The sequence below is a fragment of the Halanaerobium sp. genome (assembly GCF_003070835.1).
Map to the genome: position 1 here is coordinate 1 of NZ_QBLR01000271.1, position 4,667 is coordinate 4,667.

Consider the following 4,667-nt stretch of genomic DNA (forward strand, 5'->3'; position numbering starts at 1 on the left):
GCTCAGGCCAGAGAAGAAGGATTATTAAGGCTTGAAGGTAAAGATTATATAATGCAGGATGGAGATGTCTGTCATTTCAGATTTAATGTCTGATCTTATCAATAGTATAATTTGTTACAATCTCCGTTGACACTTTTTTGATAAATTAAATGCTGATTTTTCTAATGTGTCAGTGGAGTTTGGTTGTATTTTGAAAAATCTTTACGCATTTAATTTCCAAAAAAGTTACTCCGATTGAATTCACAAATTATACTATTGATAATCTCTCTTTTATAAAGCTTTAAATACTGATTTTTCTAAAGCAGCAGGAAAGTTAAGAGGCAGTAGCTATGATAAATAAAATTGACCAAAAACTATTTTTCAGACTGTATAATTTTACTGTCAGCCATGAGTTGGTTTCAAAGCTGGCAGTTTTTATTACAAAATTTTCTTCTAAGTTTTTTTCAATAATTTATTTTGCAGTTGGTGGCTGGCTGATCTATAGCAGTGATCCCAGGCTCAGATCTTTTATTTTAATTCCGGCAGCTGTATATTTGATAGTAAAATTAATCCCAGGCTTATATAACCGGAGGCGACCTTTTGCTGAGTACGGACTGCAAAATTTAGTTAAACAGCGGGAGGATCATGCTTTTCCCAGTACCCATACAGCCAGCTCGTTGATTATTTCTCTGGTTGTTTTAAAGATCAGCTTTGAGCTGGGGATTATAATGCTTGTTCTGGCAGTGATAACTGCTTTTACGAGAATTATGGTTGGGGTCCATTACCCTTCTGATATTTTGGGAGGCTGGCTAATTGCTTTAATGCTTTATTTTTTATTTGCATTTTAAGTAAAGAGGTGTTATAATTTAGATTGGTTAAAAACCCACGCTCTGCTAGCAGCAGGGCCATTAGTCCGTGTGGAGGAGGTGAATGTAAATGGAAACAAGAAAAAGAGATTACGAAACAACTTTTGTACTTAAGCCAGATCTTGAAGATGAAGAAAAGCAAACAATTCTTCAGCGTGTAAAGGATGCTATTTCTGAGCACGAAGGAGAAGTAACCGAGGTTGATGCCTGGGGTAAAAAGCAGTTAGCTTATGAGATTAAAGATTATCGTTCTGGTGACTACACAATCTTAGAGTTCAATGCTCAAACTACTGTAGTTAATGAATTAGAGAGAATCTTTAAGATTATGGATGGTGTACTTCGTTATTTAGTAGTTAGAAATGATGCATAATATAAATTTAGGTGGTGAATACTCTTGTTAAACAGAATTGTTTTAATCGGCCGCCTGACACGAGATCCTGAACTTCGCTATACCAGTAATGGAACTCCCGTCTGTAATTTTACACTGGCTGTGGAGAGAAATTATACCAACCGCAATGGTGATAGAGATGTAGATTTCATCAATATTGTAACCTGGCGGGGTCTGGCGGAAAATTGTGCCCGTCATCTCGGTAAAGGTAGACTGGTTGGAGTTGACGGATCCTTACAGATTCGTAAGAGTGAAAATAACAACAGAACTTATATAAATCCTGAAGTAAATGCTGATAATGTGCGTTTTCTAGATTTCGGTAACAATAACGGTAGCCGAAATAATAATCAGGGACAGTCTCAGAATAATCAGAATAACAGGCAGCAGAATAATAATCAGGCTCAGCAGAATAAGAAACAGGAGCAGGATGATTTTGATGCCCAATTTGATGATAATTTTGATGCTGATGATTTTGATGTACCATTTTAAAAAGGAGGTAAATCTTAATGCCTAGAGGTAGAAATAAATCTTGCCATTTTTGTGCAAACGAAGATAAAAAAATTGACTATAAAGACTTAAGAACTTTAAATAGATACCTGACAGATCGCGGAAAAATTATGCCGCGTCGTGTAACAGGAAATTGTTCCAAACACCAAAAATTAATTACACAGGCAGTTAAAAGAGCTAGATCAGTTGCTCTACTGCCATATGTAAAAGAATAAGCATTTAATTAAGGAGGCAAAATCTATGATGGCGCCTCCTTTCTTTAATACTAGTGTTATTTTGCCGGCAGATGAGGTGATAAATTAGATGGATATTAGAAACTATAAAGACAGTATTAGAACTCTGGCCTACATAATTTTATTAACTGCAGTTAACTACTTTATTCCATTTTTATCAATGGCAGTTATGATACTCTGGCCGGTGCCAATAGTTTATCTTGTGCAGAAAAAAGAAAGTAATGCTGTAATTACGGTAATTGTAATTGCTGCATTAATAAATGGATTTTTATTCGGAACTGTAATGGGTCTGATGACTGTAATTGGTTTTGGACTGGTGGGTTTTGTAATTGGTAATGTGATCAAAGAGGGGCTATCACCTCTAAAAACCCTAATCACAGCTGTAATTACAGTAATTATATCACAGGCTTTAATATTTTATGTTTCATCGGGAATGCTTAATTTAAATTATCAAACTTTACTGCAGCAGGCTGTAGAGAGTTTAAGCAGCGAATTTGATCAGCAGTCAGTTGAACAGCTAGTTACAGCTCAAATGAGTTTAATTAGAATGATTTTCCCTGCCCTGCTTGCTGTATCGGCAACAGTGACTGGTATTTTAAATTATTATGTTTCGGCCTGGTACTTAAGAAGAAGAGGTTTAAATATAGAATTATATAAGGCAGTCAGCAGCTGGTATTTTCCCCGCTGGATTGTTTCAATTTTAATTGTTATTTCTCTTCTATTAACTTCAAATCCAATCTTTTTAAATATAAATATTTTTATGTTTTTCCTGGCTTTTCTGCAGGGATTTTCGGTTTTAATGTATTATTTATCAACCAAGGGTAATTCCTTTTTACTGAAATCATTTTTGATATTTTTAATCTTTATTTTTCCACCGGTACCGATTATTCTTATTTTACTTGGAATGCTGGATATGTGGTTTAATTTTAGAAAGCAGACCAATCAACCCGGTTAAAATGCTAAAGGAGGTAAAAGATTATGAAAGTAGTATTAACAGAAGATGTTAAAAAGTTAGGTTCTAAAGGTGATGTTGTAGATGCGGCTGATGGTTATGCCCGCAATTATTTAATGCCCCGCGGTCTGGCTGTAGAAGCAACTCAGCAGAAAATTAAAGAACTGAAAGAAAAAGAAGCCAAGAAAAATCGTCTGGAATCAGAAAAAAGAGATGATGCTAACAAATTGAAGTCTAAATTAGAATCAGAAAAATTTGTAATCAAGGTTAAAGCTGGTGACAATGGCAGATTATTTGGTTCAGTAAATACCAAAGATATTGCTGAGGCAGCTGCAGCTAAAGGTTATGATATTGACAAGCGTAAGCTTGAGCTTGATGATTCTATTAAATCACTGGGAATGCATACTGTACCAGTAAAACTATATGATGATATTACAGCTGATTTAAAGGTTAATGTAAAAGAAAAGTAAGCTACTAAAACCCCAGTCTGGATTTAAGCCTGGGGTTTAACTTTTTTGATCAAAGATGTATAAACTATTGCAGAATATATCTTTTTTTGCTTAATTAAAAAATCAGGCAGGAATTTTAAATTCAACCTTGAATTATTTAAATAAGCAGAAAGAAAAAGATTTTTTTATTGTTCTTGAAAACGCTTTCAAATTACAAAATTATCTAATAAAAGGAGTGATCTTATGAAATTATCTTTTCGCTGGTATGGTGATGATGACCCTGTAACCTTAGAAAAAATCAGACAGATTCCTGGTATGGTAGGGATTGTTACAGCTATTTATGATATTCCAGCAGGAGAAGCCTGGCCTTATGAGAAAATTAAAGAGTTGAAAGATAAGGTAGAGGCAGCTGGACTTGAAATTTCAGCAATCGAAAGTGTGCCGGTGCCGGAAGCAATTAAAATGGGTGTTGAGCCCCGGGACCGCTATATTGAAAACTACAAAGAGACTTTAAGAAACCTAGCTAAAGCAGGAATTGAGGTTGTAACCTATAACTTTATGCCTGTTTTTGACTGGACTCGCTCAGAGCTTGATTATGAGCTTGAAGACGGCTCAGAAGCTTTAATCTACAAAAAGGAAGAAGTAGATAAAATGGATCCAGTTGGGGGAGAACTTGATCTGCCGGGCTGGGATACCAGTTATGGCAAAGACGAATTAAATGATTTAATGACAGCCTACAGAGAAATTGATGAGGATAAGCTCTGGGATAACTTAGAATATTTCTTAAAAGAAATTATCCCGGTAGCTGAAGAAGAAAATATCAAAATGGCAATTCACCCGGATGATCCACCATGGTCTATATTTGGGCTGCCGAGAGTTATTGTTGGCAAGGAAAACCTGCGTAAGTTTTTAAAATTAGTTGATTCTCCTGCCAATGGACTTGCACTCTGTTCCGGTTCACTGGGAGTTAATCCCGAAAATGATGTGCCGGCAATTATTAGAGAGTTTGGAGACAGAATCCACTTTGCTCATGTAAGAAATATTAAAATCACCGGTGAAGACAGTTTTGAAGAGGCTGCTCACTTAAGTGAAAAGGGTTCACTTGATATGTATGAGATCATGAAGGCCTACCATGATGTAGGTTTTGAAGGGCCTCTGCGTCCTGACCACGGCCGTATGATCTGGGGAGAAACCGGAAAACCTGGTTATGGACTTTATGATCGCGCTTTAGGAGCAACTTATCTGAATGGACTCTGGGAAGCAATTAAGAAAAGCAGTAAGTAAAAAGAAAGG

Annotated in this window: 8 protein-coding genes; all 8 read left to right on the plus strand. The window is 35.9% G+C overall.

The window, feature by feature from the left end; translation table 11 throughout:
* On the plus strand, positions 1-93 hold a 93-nt coding region (locus tag CI949_RS17105), incomplete at its 5' end, for a DUF933 domain-containing protein (protein ID WP_290768603.1).
* A 236-nt stretch (positions 94-329) separates the two neighbouring features.
* The gene (locus CI949_RS17110; RefSeq protein WP_290768589.1) at positions 330-827 is read left to right on the plus strand and encodes a phosphatase PAP2 family protein; all 498 of its coding nucleotides are present in this window, start codon (positions 330-332) and stop codon (positions 825-827) included.
* A gap of 88 nt (positions 828-915) precedes the next feature.
* Complete coding sequence (rpsF, locus tag CI949_RS17115; protein ID WP_108140940.1) at positions 916-1,215, plus strand: 30S ribosomal protein S6; 300 nt, start codon at positions 916-918, stop codon at positions 1,213-1,215.
* 24 nt (positions 1,216-1,239) lie between these two features.
* Entirely contained in the window at positions 1,240-1,722 is a 483-nt protein-coding gene (gene ssb, locus CI949_RS17120) for a single-stranded DNA-binding protein (RefSeq protein ID WP_108140942.1), read from the plus strand.
* A 17-nt stretch (positions 1,723-1,739) separates the two neighbouring features.
* Positions 1,740-1,955, plus strand: coding sequence for a 30S ribosomal protein S18 (gene rpsR, locus CI949_RS17125; RefSeq protein ID WP_073157999.1), 216 nt, complete (start codon positions 1,740-1,742; stop codon positions 1,953-1,955).
* 88 nt (positions 1,956-2,043) lie between these two features.
* Positions 2,044-2,928: a DUF2232 domain-containing protein gene (locus tag CI949_RS17130; RefSeq protein ID WP_108140944.1), complete on the plus strand. Its 885-nt coding sequence runs from the start codon at positions 2,044-2,046 to the stop codon at positions 2,926-2,928.
* A 23-nt stretch (positions 2,929-2,951) separates the two neighbouring features.
* Positions 2,952-3,395 (plus strand): 50S ribosomal protein L9, encoded by a 444-nt coding sequence (gene rplI, locus CI949_RS17135; RefSeq protein ID WP_108140946.1) that lies wholly within the window; start codon positions 2,952-2,954, stop codon positions 3,393-3,395.
* A 222-nt stretch (positions 3,396-3,617) separates the two neighbouring features.
* Positions 3,618-4,658, plus strand: coding sequence for a mannonate dehydratase (gene uxuA, locus CI949_RS17140; RefSeq protein WP_290768600.1), 1,041 nt, complete (start codon positions 3,618-3,620; stop codon positions 4,656-4,658).
* Positions 4,659-4,667 lie beyond the last annotated feature (9 nt).